Here is a 16,914-nt window from a genome sequence, read left to right on the forward strand (position 1 = left end):
GGGCCGGGCCCCTTCGCATGTCGGCGAGGCCGGTCAGCGGCTCACGCCTCGAACACCTCACGCACCAGCTGCTCCTGCTCGGCCTGGTGCCGCTTGGCGGAACCGACGGCCGGGGACGAGCTGTGCGGGCGCGAGATGCGGCGCAGGCGCTCGCCGTGCGGAACGTCGGCGCCGACCGCCAGGTCCAGGTGGTCGATCAGGTTGAGCGCGATGAACGGCCAGGCACCCTGGTTCGCCGGCTCCTCCTGGGCCCACAGGTACTTCTCGGCGTTCGGGTACTTGGCGATCTCCGCCTGGAGCTCGGCACCCGGCAGCGGGTACAGGCGCTCGATGCGGATGATGGCCGTGTCCGTCACGCCGCGCTTCTTCCGCTCGGCGTCGAGGTCGTAGTAGACCTTGCCGGCGCAGAAGACGACCTTCTTCACCGCGGCCGCCTCGACCGAGGCGTCGCCGATGACCGGGCGGAACTGGCCCGTGGTGAACTCCTCCGCCTTCGAGGCCGCCGCCTTCAGGCGCAGCATCGACTTCGGGGTGAAGACGACCAGCGGCTTGTGGTGCGGGTTGTGCACCTGCCACCGCAGGAGGTGGAAGTAGTTCGACGGCGAGGTCGGCATGGCGACCGTCATGTTGTTCTGCGCGCAGAGCTGGAGGAACCGCTCCGGGCGGGCCGAGGAGTGGTCCGGGCCCTGGCCCTCGTAGCCGTGCGGCAGCAGGAGCACCACGCCGCTCGTCTGGTTCCACTTCTGCTCCGCCGACGAGATGAACTCGTCCACGACCGTCTGCGCGCCGTTGACGAAGTCGCCGAACTGCGCCTCCCACATCACGAGCGCGTCGGGGCGGGCCAGCGAGTAGCCGTACTCGAAGCCCATCGCCGCGTACTCGGACAGCAGGGAGTTGTAGACGTTCAGGCGGGCCTGGTCCTCCGACAGGTACAGCAGCGGCGTGTAGTCCTCGCCGGTGTTGCGGTCGATGATGACCGCGTGCCGCTGGCCGAAGGTGCCGCGCTGGGAGTCCTGGCCGGCGAGCCGGACCGGGACGCCCTCCAGCAGGAGGGAGCCGACGGCGAGGGTCTCGCCCATGCCCCAGTCGATGGTGCCGTCCTCGACCATCGCCGCCCGGCGCTGCAGCTGCGGCAGCAGACGCGGGTGGACGGTGATGTGGTCGGGGATGTTGACCTGGGACTCGGCGATCCGCTTGACGACCTCGGCGGTCACCGCGGTGTTCACGGCGACCGGGAACTCCGCCTGCGGGTCGGAGGGCTCCACGGCCGACGGCTGCGCGGTGGCCTCGCGGACCTCGGTGAAGACCTTCTCCAGCTGGCCCTGGTAGTCCTGCAGCGCCTGCTCGGCCTCTTCCAGGGTGATGTCGCCGCGACCGATCAGGGACTCGGTGTAGAGCTTGCGCACCGAGCGCTTCTTGTCGATCAGGTCGTACATCAGCGGCTGGGTGAAGGCCGGGTTGTCCGACTCGTTGTGACCGCGGCGGCGGTAGCAGATGAGGTCGATCACCACGTCCTTGTTGAACGCCTGGCGGAACTCGAAGGCGAGCCGCGCGACGCGGACCACGGCCTCGGGGTCGTCGCCGTTCACGTGGAAGATCGGGGCCTCGATCATCCGCGCCACGTCCGTCGCGTACATCGACGAGCGGGAGGACTCCGGGGCGGCGGTGAAGCCGACCTGGTTGTTGATGACGATGTGGACCGTGCCGCCGGTGCGGTAGCCGCGCAGCTGCGACATGTTCAGGGTCTCGGCCACCACGCCCTGGCCCGCGAAGGCCGCGTCGCCGTGGATCGCCACCGGCAGGACGGTGAAGTCCGTGCCGCCCTTGTTGATGATGTCCTGCTTGGCGCGGGCGACGCCCTCCAGGACCGGGTCCACCGCCTCCAGGTGCGAGGGGTTCGCGACCAGGGAGACCTTGATCTGCTCGCCGTCCAGGCCGGTGAAGGTGCCCTCGGCGCCGAGGTGGTACTTCACGTCACCGGAGCCGTGCATCGACTTCGGGTCGAGGTTGCCCTCGAACTCGCGGAAGATCTGCGCGTACGACTTGCCGACGATGTTGGCGAGCACGTTCAGCCGGCCGCGGTGGGCCATGCCGATGACGACCTCGTCCAGGCGGGACTCGGCCGCCGAGTCGAGGACCGCGTCCAGCAGCGGGATGACGGACTCGCCGCCCTCCAGGGAGAAGCGCTTCTGGCCGACGTACTTCGTCTGCAGGAAGGTCTCGAAGGCCTCCGCGGCGTTCAGGCGGCGCAGGATGCGCAGCTGCTCCTCGCGCTCCGGCTTGGAGTGCGCGCGCTCCACGCGGTCCTGGATCCACTTGCGCTGCTTCGGGTCCTGGATGTGCATGAACTCGATGCCGGTGGTGCGGCAGTACGAGTCGCGCAGCACGCCGAGGATGTCGCGCAGCTTCATCATCGACTTGCCGGCGAAGCCGCCGACGGCGAACTCGCGCTCAAGGTCCCACAGGGTGAGGCCGTGCTCGGTGATGTCCAGGTCGGGGTGCTTGCGCTGCTGGTACTCCAGCGGGTCGGTGTCGGCCATGACGTGGCCGCGGACCCGGTAGGAGTGGATCAGCTCGAAGACGCGGGCGGCCTTGGTGACGTCGTCGTCGTGGCTGGCGTCGATGTCCTTGAGCCAGCGGACCGGCTCGTAGGGGATGCGCAGCGACTCGAAGATCTCGTCGTAGAAGCCGTTCTCGCCGAGCAGGAGGTTCGCGACCTGGCGCAGGAACTCGCCGGAGGCGGCGCCCTGGATCACCCGGTGGTCGTAGGTCGACGTGAGCGTCATGACCTTCGAGATGCCGAGCTTGTTCAGGGTGTCCTGGCTGGTGCCCTGGAACTCCGCCGGGTAGTCCATGGAGCCGACGCCCATGATCACCGACTGGCCGGGCATCAGGCGCGGCACCGAGTGGACGGTGCCGAGGCCGCCGGGGTTGGTCAGGGAGACCGTGACACCGGTGAAGTCGTCCATCGTCAGCTTGCCCTCGCGGGCGCGGCGGACGATGTCCTCGTAGGCCTGCCAGAACTCGAAGAAGTTCAGCGTCTCGGCCTTCTTGATCGCCGCGACGACCAGCTGGCGGTCGCCGTTCGGCTTGACCAGGTCGATGGCGAGGCCGAGGTTGACGTGCGCCGGCTTGACCAGCGTCGGCTTGCCGTCCTTCTCGCCGAACGACCAGTTCATCGACGGCATGGCCTTGATGGCCTGCACCATCGCGTAGCCGATCAGGTGCGTGAAGGAGATCTTCCCGCCCCGGGCGCGCTTGAGGTGGTTGTTGATGACGATGCGGTTGTCGAACAGCAGCTTCACCGGGACCGCGCGCACGGACGTGGCCGTGGGCAGCTCCAGCGAGGCGTTCATGTTCTTCGCGACCGCGGCGGCCGGTCCGCGCAGCGTCACCAGCTCGGGGCCCTCCGGGGCCTCCTTCGCGGGCTCGGCCTTCGCCGGCGCCTTGGCGGCGGGCTTCGCGGCCGGGGCGGCGGGCGCGGCGGGCTTGGCGGCCGGGGCGGCGGGCTTCGCGGCGGCGGCCGGCTGGGGAGCGGCCGGGGCCTGGGCGGGCTGCGCCGGGGCGGCCGGAGCCGCGGCCGGGGCCTGCGGGGCCGGGGCGGCCTGCGGCGCGCTCGGCGTCTCCGCGGTCGCGGTGCCCGACGCAGCCTGGGCGGCGGCCGCCCCCGGCTTGTAGTCGGCGAAGAAGTCCCACCAGGCACGGTCCACGGAGTTCGGGTCCTGGAGGTACTGCTGATAGATCTCGTCGACGAGCCACTCGTTGGGGCCGAACGCCGCAGCGGGGTTCTTGCCCGCTTGATCGGTGTCGGTCGAGATGCTCGAGTTACTGGGGGACTGTGGCGACACGGCGGCAACCGCCCTCTTCCGCTTCACAAGGTGATGGACAGCGGGAATAAAGGCTACGCCTCCCAGAGCGGGAAGGTCAGGTCGGGCCCGTTCATCGTCGCGTAAGTCACATTGCAGACCGCGTTTCAGGGCTGGAAATGGCGGGAAACTAGCGAGGTTCTGCTTCAGATGGGAAGGGCTCACCGGGACCCGGCGCGGACGTGGCGCGGGCCTGTGGCTGATCACACGTGTCCGTCAGGGCGGACGCCTGTGGATCTTGGGGCTCCGCTTCGAACTTTACGTCAACTTGGCGAAGACGGCAGGCCCGGAAGGGTGATGAGAATCCGGCAGCCCCGCTCGGATTCGGCCACACCGATCCGGCCGCCGTGCAGATCCACCGCCCAGCGCGCGATCGCCAGGCCGAGCCCGGTGCCGCCGTCGCTGCCCGGACCGTGCGGCCGGGACACCGCGCCCCGGTTGAACCGCTCGAAGACCCGGTGCCACTCCGACCGGGGAATGCCGGGGCCCTCGTCGAGAACCTCCAGCTCCAGCGACTCCGGAAGGGCTCCGCGCCGCGCCTTGACCGTCACCCGGCCGTGCGGCGGGCTGTGCTTGACCGCGTTGTCTATGAGGTTGGCGACCACCTGGTGGATGCGCTCGGGGTCCGCGTGCGCGGTCAGGTCCGGGGGGAAGACGTCGAGGGCCAGGTGGACGTCCTTGCGGGTGTGACTGCCGGACCCGGAGGCGATGCCCGCGCGTGCCGAGGCGACCATGTTGGCCTCCTTGAGCACGCCCGACAGGTACGGCCACACCTCGAAGCGCCGCTTGCGCAGCGGTACGACGCCGTTGTCCAGACGGGAGAGGTCCAGCAGCGTCTCCACCAGCCGGCCCAGCCGCTCGGTCTGCTTCAGGGCCGTGCGCATGGTCTCCGGATCGGCCTCCGTGACGCCGTCGACGATGTTCTCCAGCACCGCGCGCAGCCCCGCGATGGGCGTGCGCAGCTCGTGCGAGACGTTGGCCACCAGCTCCTTGCGCTGGCGGTCCTGGGCCTCCAGGTCGTCGGCCATCCGGTTGATCGTGACGGCCAGGTCGCCCAGCTCGTCGCGGCGGTTCTCGCGCACCCGGCGGGTGTAGTCGCCGTGCGAGATGGACCGGGCCACCGCGTTCATCTCGTCCAGCGGCGCGGTCAGCGAGTGGGCCACGAACTGCGTGATCAGCAGCGTGGCGATCATCGAGAAGACCGTGATGAAGCGCAGCTCCGTCTTGGTGTGCACCGCTATCACCGACAGCCCGGTGGTGATCAGCACCGACGTGACGACCAGCGCACCCAGCTTGGTCTTGATCGAGAACGGGCGTACGCCGCCCCAGGGCTCCCCGGGGCTCCTCCGTGCGGCTTCCCGCCCTCGGCTCATGGCGTCGGCGTCTCCAGCGCGTAGCCCACGCCGTGCACGGTACGGATGCGCTCGGCGCCGATCTTCCGCCGCAGCGCCTTGATGTGGCTGTCCACGGTCCGGGTGCCGGAGGCGTCCGCCCAGTCCCACACCTCGGCCAGCAGCTGCTCGCGGGAGAGCACCGCGCGCGGGGTGTTCGCCAGGCACACCAGCAGATCGAACTCGGTGGGCGTGAGGTGGACGTCCTCGCTGCGCACCCGGACCCGGCGCTGCGCGTGGTCGATCTCCAGCTCGCCGAGCCGCAGGATGCCGCTGCGCGGCGTGGTGGCGGCCAGCGCGGCCCGCTCCACGCGCCGCAGCAGCACATGGACGCGCGCGGCCAGCTCGCGCATCGAGAACGGCTTCGTCATGTAGTCGTCGGCGCCGACGCCGAGCCCGACCAGCATGTCCGTCTCGTCGTCGCGCGCGGTGAGCATCAGCACCGGCACCGGCCGCTGGGCCTGCACGCGGCGGCAGACCTCCAGACCGTCGAAGCCGGGCAGCATGATGTCGAGGATCAGCAGGTCGGGCTGCCAGGCCTCGGCCGTGTCGACGGCGGACGGACCGTCGCCCGCCGTTTGCACCAGGAATCCCTCGGCGCGCAGGCGGGTCGCGATGGCGTCCACGATCGTCTGGTCGTCCTCGACCACCAGCACCCGGCGCTGTGCGCCCGGGGTGGCCGCCGCCGTGCCGTTGTGGGAGGTGTGTGTCTGCTCCATCGCCCGCCCCTGAGGTGTGCTTTCCGGAATCCGTGGGGTGATCCCATGACTGCGATTGACGCTTGAATGATCCGCGCCAAGGCAGCAGCGTACGGGGATTCACCGGGCCTTTGCTATCCAGGTCCGATGCCGACGTGGACGACGTCCGGAACGCCCCGGGCAACGGGGATCTCTTCGGTACGCACCTGCTGGAACCCGGCATTACACAAGGTTTCTTCGAATTCCGGAGAGGGGTGGGCCGACCACACCGCGAGCACTCCGCCGGGCCTCAACACCCTTGCGCAGCTTGCCAGTCCGGCCGGTGAGTACAGCCCGTCGTTGCCCTCGGTGACGGTCCAGTCGGGGCCGTTGTCGATGTCGAGGCACAGGGCGTCGTACGTGGCGGATGTCTCATTGACGTATGCGATCAGATCCGCTTCCACGATGTCCGTGCGGGGGTCGGCCAGGGCGTCGGCGGACAGCGGGGCCAGCGGTCCGTCGCGGTGCCAGTCGATGATGGCGCGCTCGCGTTCGACGACCGTGATGCGGCCCCAGCGGGGGTCGGCGGCGGCGTGTGCGAGCGAGAAGCCGACGCCGAGTCCGCCGATCAGCACGTGCGGCGCGGTCCGCTCGCCGAGCGCCTCGGCCGCCACGTCGACGAGCCGCCGCTCGGAGCGTCCGTCGGAGGTGTCCATCAGGAAGCAGCCGTTCGCGATGATCTGGAGCAGCGTCCCGTGCCGGCGCAGGACGACCTCGCCGTGCGGGCCCTCGCGACGGTCCAGTACTTCGGGTGTGTCGTACGAGGTGGTGGACATCGGCCCATCCTGGCAGGCGGGGCGGGTATGGCGGGCGGAATTACCGGCGGACCGCCCGTGCTGGTGAAAGCGGAACCGTCGTCGCCCGGATCCCGCCCAGGTCCCCGGAACCCGCCCGCCGTCCCGGCCCGCGAGCCCGCCGGAGTCATGATCGCTCAGAGCGAACACGGGGTGGGGAACAATCCATGAGCGCCAAGCATTGAGTCGGCATAACTCAACTTGACTGCCGAAGGGGAGATCATGGCTGCTGAGTCCACGGCGTTCACACCGCTCACCCTGCCCGTGCTGCCGCTCGACGACGAGGTCGTGCTGCCCGGGATGGTGGTCCCGCTGGATCTGAGCGACTCCGATGTGCGGGCAGCGGTCGAGGCCGCCCAGGCCGCAGCGAGGTCGGAACCCGGAAAGCCCCGGGTCCTCCTGGTCCCGCGCATCGACGGCACCTACGCCCGGACCGGCGTCCTCGGCACGGTCGAGCAGGTCGGCCGCCTCGCCGACGGCGACCCGGGCGCCCTGATCCGCGGCCGGGGAAGGGTGAGGATCGGCGCCGGCACCACCGGCCCCGGCGCCGCGCTGTGGGTCGAGGGCACGCGGATCGACGAGAGCGTCCCCGAGCCGCTGCCCGGGCAGGTCGCCGAACTGGTCAAGGAGTACAAGGCCCTCGCCACCGCCTGGCTGCGCAAGCGCGGCGCCTGGCAGGTCGTGGACCGCGTCCAGGCCATCGACGACGTCTCCGCGCTGGCCGACAACTCCGGCTACTCGCCGTTCCTCACCACCGAGCAGAAGGTCGAGCTGCTGGAGACCGCCGACCCGGTCGCCCGCCTGAAGCTCGCCACCAAGCACCTGCGCGACCACCTCGCCGAGCAGGACGTCGCCGAGACCATCGCCAAGGACGTCCAGGAGGGCGTCGACAAGCAGCAGCGCGAGTTCCTGCTGCGCCGCCAGCTCGAAGCCGTCCGCAAGGAGCTGCGCGAGCTCAACGGCGAGCAGGACGGCGAGGAGTCCGACGACTACCGCGCCCGCGTGGAGGCCGCCGACCTGCCCGAGAAGGTCCGCGAGGCCGCGCTCAAGGAGGTCGACAAGCTGGAGCGCGCCTCCGACCAGTCGCCCGAGGGCTCCTGGATCCGCACCTGGCTCGACACCGTCCTGGAACTGCCGTGGAACGAGCGGACCGAGGACGCCTACGACATCCAGGGCGCCAAGGCCGTGCTCGACGCCGAGCACGCCGGCCTGGAGGACGTGAAGGAGCGGATCACCGAGTACCTGGCGGTGCGCAAGCGGCGCGCCGACCGCGGGCTCGGCGTCGTCGGCGGGCGGCGCGGGGGCGCCGTACTGGCCCTGGTGGGCCCTCCCGGCGTCGGCAAGACCAGCCTGGGCGAGTCCGTGGCGCACGCCATGGGCCGCAAGTTCGTCCGGGTCGCCCTCGGCGGCGTCCGCGACGAGGCCGAGATCCGCGGCCACCGGCGTACGTACGTGGGCGCGCTGCCCGGCCGTATCGTCCGCGCGATCAAGGAGGCCGGCTCGATGAACCCGGTCGTCCTGCTGGACGAGATCGACAAGGTCGGCTCCGACTTCCGCGGCGACCCGGCCGCGGCCCTGCTCGAAGTGCTCGACCCGGCCCAGAACCACACCTTCCGGGACCACTACCTGGAGGTCGAACTCGACCTGTCGGACGTGGTGTTCCTCGCCACCGCCAACGTCCTCGAAGCCATCCCCGAGGCCCTGCTCGACCGTATGGAGCTGGTCCGCCTCGACGGCTACACCGAGGACGAGAAGGTCGTCATCGCCCGCGACCACCTGCTCCCGCGCCAGCTGGAGCGGGCGGGCCTGGACCGGGACGAGGTGACCCTGGACGAGAGCGCGCTGCGCAAGCTGGCCGGCGAGTACACGCGCGAGGCGGGCGTGCGCAACCTGGAGCGGTCCGTCGCGCGGCTGCTGCGCAAGATCGCGGCCCAGCACGAACTGGGCGAGCGGGAGCTGCCGTTCACCGTCACCGACGGCGACCTGCGCGCCCTGATCGGGCGGCCGCACCACGTGCCCGAGTCCGCCCAGGACCCGGCCGAGCGGCGCACCTCGGTGCCGGGCGTGGCCACGGGCCTCGCGGTGACCGGAGCGGGCGGCGACGTGCTGTACGTCGAGGCGTCCCTCGCCGACCCCGAGACGGGCGCCGCGGGCCTGACGCTGACCGGTCAGCTCGGTGACGTGATGAAGGAGTCGGCCCAGATCGCGCTGAGCTTCCTGCGCAGCCACGGCGCCGAGCTGGAGCTGCCGGTGGCCGATCTCAAGGACCGGGGCGTGCACATCCACTTCCCGGCGGGCGCGGTCCCCAAGGACGGACCGAGCGCCGGCATCACGATGACGACGGCCCTCGCCTCGCTGCTGTCGGGCCGGCTGGTCCGCACCGACGTGGCGATGACCGGCGAGGTCTCGCTGACCGGGCGCGTGCTGCCGATCGGCGGGGTGAAGCAGAAGCTGCTCGCGGCGCACCGGGCGGGCATCACCACGGTGATCATCCCCAAGCGCAACGAGCCCGACCTGGACGACGTCCCGGCGGAGGTGCTGGACAAGCTCGACGTCCACACCGTCACGGACGTCCGCCAGGTCCTGGAGCTGGCGCTGGCGCCGGCCACGAGCGGCGCGGTGCCGGAGGTTCCGGTGGCGGCGTGACGGACGCTGCCGGATGAGGGAAGGCCCGGGTCCCGTGAGGGAGGCCCGGGCCTTCGCCGTACGTCAGCCGTTGGCGAGGGCGACGACGCGGTCCAGCGCGCCGTTGAACTTGTTGTGGTCGCCGACCGTCGGTCCGGACGAGGTGTACTGCCACATCGTGTAGTACGACCAGCCGGCCGGCAGGGTGCCCACCGTGGAGGCGTAGCGGGCGATCCACAGCGGGTTGTAGGCGGCGAAGCCGCCGTAGTTGCCGGTGCACTGGGTCCACCAGCTGGTGGCCGTGTAGATCACGGCGTCCCGGCCGGTGCGGGCCTTGTAGGTGTTCAGGAAGTCGCGGATCCAGGAGACCATCTGGCTCTGCGTCTTGCCGTAGCAGGCGGCCCCGTACGGGTTCCACTCGATGTCGAGGGCGCCCGGCAGCGTCTTGCCGTCGCGCGACCAGCCGCCGCCGTGGTCGACGAAGTAGTTGGCCTGCGTGGCGCCGCTGGTGGTGTCGGGGGTGGCGAAGTGGTACGCGCCGCGGATCATGCCGACGTTGTAGGAGCCGTTGTACTGCTGGGCGAAGTAGGGGTTCGTGTAGTACGTCCCCTCGGTCGCCTTCACGTAGGCCCACTTGACCCCGCTGTTCCACAGGGTCGACCAGGCGACGTTGCCCTGGTGGCTGGAGACGTCGACGCCCTCCGTCTGGGTGGCGTCGCCGGGGACGGGCGTGCCGTGCTGCCCGTCGTGTTCCACGACGCCCATGCCCATGTGGGCGGAGCCGCGCGGTGGCGTGTCGGCGGCCGACGCGGACTGGGCGGGGACGGTGAGGAGCAGGGAGAACGCGGCGAGCAGGATCCCGGTGACGGTGAGGCGTCGGCCGCGGGCCGGTCCGGATCTGTGCACGGGCATGAACGTGCCTCCGAAGGCTCGGTGGTGCACGGTGGGGGAATGGATGGCGTGAGCATGCCATTCAGTGACCGGTAAAGAAGCTACGCACGTAGAACGCCCGGTGGGAAGAGGGTCCGGGAGCTGCCGTTGGTCTAAGCCTGCGAAATACTTGCGGAGCTGCGGCGATGGCGGCCCGTGGCGGAAACTTTCAGGACCGGGAAAATTCAGGCAGGGGCTGACGTGCACGAAGACGGAAACGGCGGCGGTCGCGGAGTCGAATCCGGCGTGACGGGTAGTGGTGTGAACCAGCCGGAATTCCTGGCGCTGGAGCGCGAGTTGACGGTGCTGCTGCGACGCGCCCGGGCCAACCAGGGGGAGATGGCACGGGAGGTCCACCCGGACCTGGAGTCGTCCGCGTACGGGCTCCTCGTACGGCTCGGCGAGTGCGGCGGGCAGCGGGCGACGGAACTGGCCGCCTACATCGGCGTCGGCAAGGCGACGATGTCCCGGCAGCTGCGCGCACTGGAGGACCTGGGCCTCGTCACCCGCGAACCCGACCCCGCCGACGGCCGCGCCTGGCTGGTCACCCTCACCCCGGAGGGCCAGGAACGCGTCGGCCGGGTACGGGAGGCCCGCCGCGCCCGCTACGCCCGCCGGCTCGCCGACTGGGACCCGCGCGAGGTCGCGGAACTGGCCCGCCTGCTGCACGAACTCAACCGCGGCATGGAGAAGTAGCCGTCGCCCCCTCCCCCGGGGGCGCGTCAGAGTTCCGCGTACGCCACCGTCGCGTCGTCGTGGGTCTTGCCGCGGCCCAGGAACGCCCGCGCGCCCCCGGCGTCTTCGCGTTCCAGGTGCCGGACCCGGTCCACCAGCGCCTGTGCGCCCTCCTTGCGCACGAGGCGCAAGCAGTCCGTCCAGTCGCCCTCCCGGAACGTCTCCACCCACCGCGACGCCCCGTCCGTCAGGGCGGCCAGGGCCCGCACCCCGCCCCGCGGCAGCACCCCCGTCACCGCCCGCGCCGCCACCGCCGGGTCGGCCGCCGCCGTGAAGAAGCCGCCCTCCTTGTTGCGGAGGTTGGCGTCCACCAGGGCGTCCGTGGCGAGGGCCGAGCGGGGCAGCCGGGCCAGCCGGTCGTCGAGGTGAGCCGTGACCGTGCCGTCGGGGGCCTCCACCAGCAGCGCCGAGTCCGACAGGACCAGGTACTCGACCACGGCCGGGGACCAGCGGGCCAGGACCACCGTCGCCTGCGGTGTCCGTGGGTGAGAAAGGTCACAGGTTTCGGCGTGTGCCGCCGAGGTACGCGCGATGGCACGGGACAGGGCCTCGGTGAGAGGAACATCGGGGAGTGAAACGGTCAGTTCGGTCAGCGCGCCGCCCAGGCGCGCGGTGAACCAGGGGACGGAATGCAGACAGCCCGTCCCGCCCGGCGGCGGCGTCACACCGTCCAGGACGACGAGCGAACCGCCCTGTCCCGAGGCCGGAAGTCCGACGCTCGCGAAGTCCTCGTTGGGGTGGTCGGGGTTGCCGGGTTCCGAGACGAGTTCCGTGCGCATCCAGCCAGTCTGCACGACCCCTTCACAGCCTCCGCAAAAGGCTGGCAACCCTTGCCGAACCGGCGCAGCAGCGCAGGTCAGGCGCCGGATTTGGGTTGGAATGCTTCACTCCGGGAACGCGTGGCGGCACATAGTGCCACCGCCCGCCGCAGACGTCCAACCGGCACGCCGCGCGGGCGGGGCGCATGAGCCATGGGAACTTGCTCCCCAACTCCCGTCCGATGTTCACTCCTTCGGGTGGCGGGTCAGGTGATGCACGCCCACCGTCAACCGGCACTGGGAGGGTCGGGAACCGGTTGGGGGATCCTGCCCTGCTCATGGGATCTCCCCGCTCGATGCCCAGTCGGGTGCGGGGGAGCCGCCGAGAGCTTGGGGGAGGGTGCACGCGCCGACCGGCCAGTTGACGGAGCGCCACCCGGGCCCACGGGTACACGAGTCAGGAATGCGAGCACCGGTGCAGAAGACGCGGCCTCGTCGCACAGGCAAGCAGACGACCCCCGCGGGGGGCGCCGAGCGGACCCCCGGCGCCACCGCCCCGGCGACACCGGCGCCCCCGGTCGGCAAGGGCCGCCCGACCCATGTGCGCAACCGGCTGATCGTCGCCGTGGCCGTCGTGGCCGCCGCCATCGCCGGAGCCGGCGCCCCCTCGGTCGTCGCCGCCTCGGGGCAACTGAGCGACACCCAGGAACTGGTGACCCTCGCCGGGCGGACCCAGGACGCCCTCACCCTCGCCCACTCCCTCGCGGACGAGCGGGACGAGGTCGTCCCCTACGTCGCCGCCGGCCGCCCCAAGACGAAGGCGCCCTCCGAGCAGCGCAGCGCACGCGTGGACCGGCAGGTGGAGGAGCTGCGCGCGGACACCGACACACCGGCCTCCCTGCGCGAGGACCTCGACGCCATCGCGTCGCTGCGCCGGTCCGCCCTCACCGGCAAGTCCACCGCCCTCGAAGCGCACCAGGCGTACTCCGAGGCGATCACCGAACTCCACGCGCTCGCCGAGGAACTGGCCGAGCGGCTGCCGCCCCGCGCCGGCGCCGGGGCCTACGCCCTCGCCGAGCTGGACACCGCCGTCCAGCAGGCCGCCGCCACCCGCGGCCTGCTGCTCGCCGCCCTCAACGTGCCGAGCACCACGCAGACCGTCATCGACCCGATCACCGGCCTGCCGACGGAGACGACCACGGCCTCGGACGCCGACGCCGAGCAGCGCGACGCCCTCACCGCCGCCGCCCAGCAGGCCCGGGTGCGCTCCGACGCCGCGCTCGCCGACTTCCGCGAGGGCGCGCCGAAGGAGGCCCGGGACCGCTACGACGCCGCGGTCACCGGCCCGGAGGTCAACTCCGCCGAGAAGTACCTGGCCGGCCTCACCGACGAGTCCACCCTCTCCGACGACGACCTGCGCACCAGCGTCAAGCGGCTGGACGCCGCGCTCTCCGCCCGCGTCGACGCGATGCGCGGCGCCGAGTCCGCGCTCTACGACAAGCGCACCAAGGACCTGGAGCAGCTGCGCGACGACGACGTCACGGCGCTGGAGATCCGGATCGCCGCCCTCGGCGCCCTGATGCTGATCGCCGTCGGCATCGCCACCGCCATGGCCCGTACCCTCACCCGTCCGCTCTCGGTGCTGCGCCGCGGCTCGGCCCGGCTCGCCGGGGCGGAGGACCCGGCCGCCGAAGAGCCCGTCGCCTTCACCGGCCGCAACGACGAGTTCGCCCAGGTCGTCCGCTCGGTCAACGCCCTGCACGCGCACGCCGCCGGCCTCGCCGAGCGCGTCACCACGCTGGAGGCCGACCGCAAGCACCTCGTCGGCCAGCGGCAGAAGATGGCCGACGCCCGCGAGGAACTGCGCGCCGAACTGGCCGAGTCCGCCGCCCGGCTGGAGGTCATGCGCAAGAGCATCGGCGGCACCTTCGTCAGCCTCGCGCTGCGCACGCTCGGCCTGGTGGAGCGGCAACTGGCCGTCATCGAGAGCCTGGAGGAGCGCGAGCAGGACCCGGAGCGCCTGTCCACCCTGTTCAAGCTCGACCACTTCGCCACGGTCATGCGCCGGCACAGCGAGAACCTTCTCGTGCTGGCCGGCACCGAACACGTCCAGCACAGCGCCGGACCGGTGCCGCTGGTCGACGTCGTGCGGGCCGCCGTCAGCGAGATCGAGCGGTACGAGCGGGTCCGCATCGCCGCGCTGCCGCCGCACGCGCACGTGGCCGGGTTCGCCGCGGACGACCTCTCCCACCTGCTGGCCGAGCTGATGGAGAACGCCACCACGTTCTCGCCCCCGGACCTGCCCGTCGAGGTCTCCGGCTGGCTGCTGGAGAACGGCGAGGTCATGCTCTCCGTGCAGGACGAGGGCATCGGCACGACCAGCGAGCGGCTGGAGCGGCTCAACGCCCGCCTCACCGACTTCGACCCGGACGCGCCCTACGAGCAGGAGGGCGAGGACGGGCTCGGTCTCGGCCTGTACGTGGTGGCCCGGCTCGCCCACCGCCACGGGGCCCGGGTGCAGCTGAGGGAGCAGAAGCAGGGCGGTGTCGCGGCCGTCGTGGTGCTGCCGAAGACGCTGCTCGCGGCGGCACCGCCGGCCGCCGTCGCCGCGTCCGCCACGCCGAGGGGCGACGGCACCCAGACCTTCTCCCTGCCGGGAGCCGACGCGGAGGCCAACTCCAACGTCCTGCACGGCCGTGTGGAGAAGGGCGTCGACCCGCTGGTCGCCTCGGCGGAGCGGGCCGTACGACGCGCAGAGGCCGAGGCCGACGCCGAGGCCCGGGATGACGCCGGGGCCGAGCAGGACGCCGAAGCCGTCACGGAGCCGCAGACTCCGCCGGCGGAAGGAGACATGGCTCCGGAGCCTCGCGCGGAGGACGGCGAGGCGCCCGCGGAGGAGTCGGCCGCCCCGAAGACCGCCGAGGACGCGGAGGCCCGCGGGACGCGAGGGCCCGCCGCCGGCGGTCTCCCGGACGAGACCACGATGGAGCTGCTGATCCCGGCCCAGGCGACGGAACGGGATCCCGCCCGGGCCGCGGACCCCGCACCCGAGCCGGGACCGACACCCGCACCCGAGCCCGCGTCGGGGTCCGGGTCCGGCCCGACACCCGTACCCGCTCCGGCACCCGAGCCGGCACCGGCACCCGCACCCGGGCCCGCAGCCGCATCCGGGTCCGGCCCGGCGCCCGAGCCGGCGCCCGCACCCGACCCCTACGCCATCGGCCCCGACGCCCACGACCGCACACCGGACGAGGCCGCCGAGCCGGCCGAACCCGTCACCGACAAGGGGCTGCCCAAGCGGACCCCCAAGCTCAGCACACCCGCGTCGACGCCGCGCCCGCGCACGGGTTCCGTCGACGCCGAGGCACTGCGCCGCCGCCTGGGCGGCTTCCGCCGGGGGGCGGAGGCCGGGCGGCGCGACGTCGAGGCGGAGATCGCCGACCGGACAGCTCAGCACCAGGCGCCGACCGCCACAGGCACAACCGAGGAAGCCACGGGGGGCACTGTCGAGGAGGCAAGCAGTTGACCGCGCCCAGTACCTTCGGACTGAGCAGTGAAGCCCGCAATCTGCACTGGCTGCTGACCAACCTCGTCGAGGAGGTGCCCGGCATCCTCTCGGTCGCGGTGGTCTCCTCCGACGGACTGCTGCTGCTCTCCTCCGATCCCGAACACAACGACGCGGCCCGGCAGGTACGGGCCGAGCGGCGCTCCGGTCCGCGCGGCTCCGCCGCCGACCTGGCCACCATCGTCTCCGGCGTCGGCAGCCTGACGGTCGGCGCCGCCCGGCTGATGGACTTCGGCGGTGTGAAGCACACGATGGTCGCGATGGACGAGGGCAGCCTGTTCGTCATGTCGATCAGCGACGGCTCGCTGCTCGGCGTGCACGGCTCCGCGGACTGCGACATGAGCGTCGTCGCCTACCACATGGCGCTGTTCGTCGGCCGCGCCGGCCACGTCCTGACCCCCGAACTCCGCAGCGAGCTGCGGAAGTCACTGGAGTCCGAGTCGACGGGGAGCGCCCGATGAGCAGCAGCCCGAGGAAGACCCTCCCCGTACGCGGCGCGGACCGCAAACCCGCCCGCGTACGCCCGTACTCGCTCACCGGCGGCCGTACCCGCTTCGGTCACGTGCTCCTCGTCGAGACCTTCGTGGGGACCACCGCCGCGCTCGAAGCCGCCGAGGAGCGCAAGGAACTGACGAACGGTGGACTCACCTCCCGCGTGATGCCGGAGATGCGGGCCATCGTCGAGCTGTGCCGCCGTATGCGTACGGTGGCCGAGATCGCCGCGCTGCTGAAGATGCCGCTCGGCGTGGTCCGCGTGCTCCTCAGCGACCTCGCGGACCAGGGAAAGATCCGTGTATACGGCACCGGAACCGGCCATGGCACGGGCCGTCCGGACCGCGCTCTGCTGGAAAGGGTGCTGAGTGGACTCCGTCGTCTCTGACGCCGCCGCCTTCGGCGTCTCCCCGCTCGTCGAGCCCGACGAGCCCGTGCAGCCCTGGCAGACGGACGCCACCCGCGCCCCGATCGCGACCAAGATCGTGGTGGCGGGCGGATTCGGTGTCGGCAAGACCACGCTGGTCACCTCCGTCTCGGAGATCACGCCCCTGCAGACCGAGGCGCTGATGACCGAGGCGAGCGAGGAGACCGACGACCTCACCGCCACGCCGGACAAGCTCACCACCACGGTGGCCATGGACTTCGGCCGCATCACGCTCGACGACGACCTGGTGCTCTACCTGTTCGGCACGCCGGGCCAGCAGCGGTTCTGGTTCATGTGGGACGACCTGGTGCGCGGTGCGATCGGCGCCGTGGTGATGGCCGACACCCGCCGCCTGAAGGACTGCTTCCCGGCGCTCGACTACTTCGAGAGCTGCGGACTGCCCTACGTCGTCGCGGTGAACCACTTCGACGGCAGCGAGCTGTTCGAGGCGGAGGACGTGCGGGAGGCGTTGACCATCCCCGCGCACATACCTGTAATGATCATGGATGCGCGCCGTCGGATCTCGGTCATCGAGACCCTGTTGTCCCTCGTGGGCCACGCGCTCGACGAAACCCCCGAGTAGTCCCCGAGCAG

At 71.6% G+C, this 16,914-nt stretch carries 12 protein-coding genes; 6 read left to right on the top strand and 6 right to left on the bottom strand.

What is annotated here, in order from left to right; genetic code table 11:
• Positions 1-41 precede the first annotated feature (41 nt).
• The 4 genes from H0H10_RS25120 to H0H10_RS25135 all read right to left on the bottom strand — a co-directional run bounded on the left by H0H10_RS25120 (position 42) and on the right by H0H10_RS25135 (position 6,770).
• Positions 42-3,848 carry a multifunctional oxoglutarate decarboxylase/oxoglutarate dehydrogenase thiamine pyrophosphate-binding subunit/dihydrolipoyllysine-residue succinyltransferase subunit gene (locus tag H0H10_RS25120; protein ID WP_188183364.1) on the bottom strand — a complete coding sequence of 1,269 codons (3,807 nt, stop codon included), beginning with the start codon at positions 3,846-3,848 and terminating at the stop codon, positions 42-44.
• A gap of 281 nt (positions 3,849-4,129) precedes the next feature.
• Complete coding sequence (locus H0H10_RS25125; RefSeq protein WP_188183365.1) at positions 4,130-5,239, bottom strand: sensor histidine kinase; 1,110 nt, start codon at positions 5,237-5,239, stop codon at positions 4,130-4,132.
• The gene (locus tag H0H10_RS25130) at positions 5,236-5,976 is read right to left on the bottom strand and encodes a response regulator transcription factor (RefSeq protein ID WP_188183366.1); all 741 of its coding nucleotides are present in this window, start codon (positions 5,974-5,976) and stop codon (positions 5,236-5,238) included. Before H0H10_RS25130 ends, H0H10_RS25125 begins: the two co-directional genes overlap by 4 nt.
• A gap of 113 nt (positions 5,977-6,089) precedes the next feature.
• The gene (locus H0H10_RS25135; protein WP_188183367.1) at positions 6,090-6,770 is read right to left on the bottom strand and encodes a spermine/spermidine synthase domain-containing protein; all 681 of its coding nucleotides are present in this window, start codon (positions 6,768-6,770) and stop codon (positions 6,090-6,092) included.
• Between the two features lie 240 nt (positions 6,771-7,010).
• Here H0H10_RS25135 and lon point away from each other — a divergent pair, with 240 nt between their 5' ends.
• Entirely contained in the window at positions 7,011-9,434 is a 2,424-nt protein-coding gene (gene lon / locus H0H10_RS25140) for an endopeptidase La (protein WP_188183368.1), read from the top strand.
• Between the two features lie 63 nt (positions 9,435-9,497).
• Here the strand turns inward: lon and H0H10_RS25145 are convergent, their stop codons facing one another.
• Positions 9,498-10,325 (bottom strand): lysozyme, encoded by an 828-nt coding sequence (locus tag H0H10_RS25145; protein WP_188183369.1) that lies wholly within the window; start codon positions 10,323-10,325, stop codon positions 9,498-9,500.
• Between the two features lie 219 nt (positions 10,326-10,544).
• On the opposite strand from H0H10_RS25145, the gene H0H10_RS25150 reads away from it, so the two are divergent.
• A complete protein-coding gene (locus H0H10_RS25150) occupies positions 10,545-11,039 on the top strand; it encodes a MarR family winged helix-turn-helix transcriptional regulator (protein ID WP_188183370.1) in 495 nt (164 codons plus the stop codon).
• Between the two features lie 26 nt (positions 11,040-11,065).
• Here H0H10_RS25150 and H0H10_RS25155 read toward each other — a convergent pair whose 3' ends face one another.
• Positions 11,066-11,857, bottom strand: a complete 792-nt coding sequence (locus H0H10_RS25155; protein ID WP_188183371.1) for a protein phosphatase 2C domain-containing protein — start codon at positions 11,855-11,857, stop codon at positions 11,066-11,068.
• A 454-nt stretch (positions 11,858-12,311) separates the two neighbouring features.
• Between H0H10_RS25155 and H0H10_RS25160 the strand changes: the two genes are divergently transcribed.
• Genes H0H10_RS25160 through H0H10_RS25175 form a run of 4 tightly spaced genes read left to right on the top strand, consistent with a single transcriptional unit; the run spans position 12,312 to position 16,903 of the window.
• Positions 12,312-15,362, top strand: a complete 3,051-nt coding sequence (locus H0H10_RS25160) for a sensor histidine kinase (protein WP_309141887.1) — start codon at positions 12,312-12,314, stop codon at positions 15,360-15,362.
• The gene (locus tag H0H10_RS25165) at positions 15,359-15,862 is read left to right on the top strand and encodes a roadblock/LC7 domain-containing protein (RefSeq protein ID WP_188183373.1); all 504 of its coding nucleotides are present in this window, start codon (positions 15,359-15,361) and stop codon (positions 15,860-15,862) included. The genes H0H10_RS25160 and H0H10_RS25165 overlap by 4 nt, the downstream gene beginning before the upstream one ends.
• Positions 15,859-16,281: a DUF742 domain-containing protein gene (locus tag H0H10_RS25170; RefSeq protein WP_188183374.1), complete on the top strand. Its 423-nt coding sequence runs from the start codon at positions 15,859-15,861 to the stop codon at positions 16,279-16,281. Before H0H10_RS25165 ends, H0H10_RS25170 begins: the two co-directional genes overlap by 4 nt.
• Positions 16,262-16,903, top strand: coding sequence for a GTP-binding protein (locus H0H10_RS25175; RefSeq protein ID WP_188183375.1), 642 nt, complete (start codon positions 16,262-16,264; stop codon positions 16,901-16,903). Before H0H10_RS25170 ends, H0H10_RS25175 begins: the two co-directional genes overlap by 20 nt.
• Positions 16,904-16,914: the final 11 nt, after the last annotated feature.

Source organism: Streptomyces griseicoloratus (genome assembly GCF_014534645.1).
GTDB classification, from domain to species: domain Bacteria; phylum Actinomycetota; class Actinomycetes; order Streptomycetales; family Streptomycetaceae; genus Streptomyces; species Streptomyces griseicoloratus.